1 protein-coding gene is annotated in these 413 nt (G+C 36.1%); it reads left to right on the top strand.

What is annotated here, in order from left to right; all coding sequences use genetic code 11:
- The coding region (locus J7R05_RS08535) for a P-loop NTPase family protein (RefSeq protein WP_484479014.1) at nt 1-413 on the top strand (413 nt) is incomplete at both ends.

The raw sequence follows: 413 nt of genomic DNA, 5'->3' as shown, positions 1-413 counted from the left end.
ATGGGACGTGTGATTGTGCGTCAACCACGTGTCTTTCTTTTTGATGAACCTCTCTCAAATCTTGATGCAAAATTACGAGCACAAATGTGTATTGAGATTAAAACACTTCAGCGTTCATTGAACACAACTAGTCTCTATGTTACCCATGATCAATTAGAAGCGATGACATTGGCTGATAGAATAGTTGTTATGAATAAAGGAGCTATCGAGCAAATTGGAACCCCAATGGAAATTTATGACTACCCAGCAACAACGTTTGTTGCTGATTTTATTGGTTCTCCCCCTATAAATTTTCTTGATCGAAAAATCCTAGAACAACATTTAGATTATTTACTTTCTTATAATGAAGAAACTGATCTTTTAGCATTCAGACCAGAAATAATCTTGTTAGGCGAACATCCAGATAAAGGACC

The sequence above is a fragment of the Bartonella capreoli genome (assembly GCF_902813205.1).
Lineage (GTDB): Bacteria > Pseudomonadota > Alphaproteobacteria > Rhizobiales > Rhizobiaceae > Bartonella > Bartonella schoenbuchensis.
Note: the sequence above shows the minus strand (reverse complement) of the source record. Positions and strands in the feature narration are given on the sequence as shown.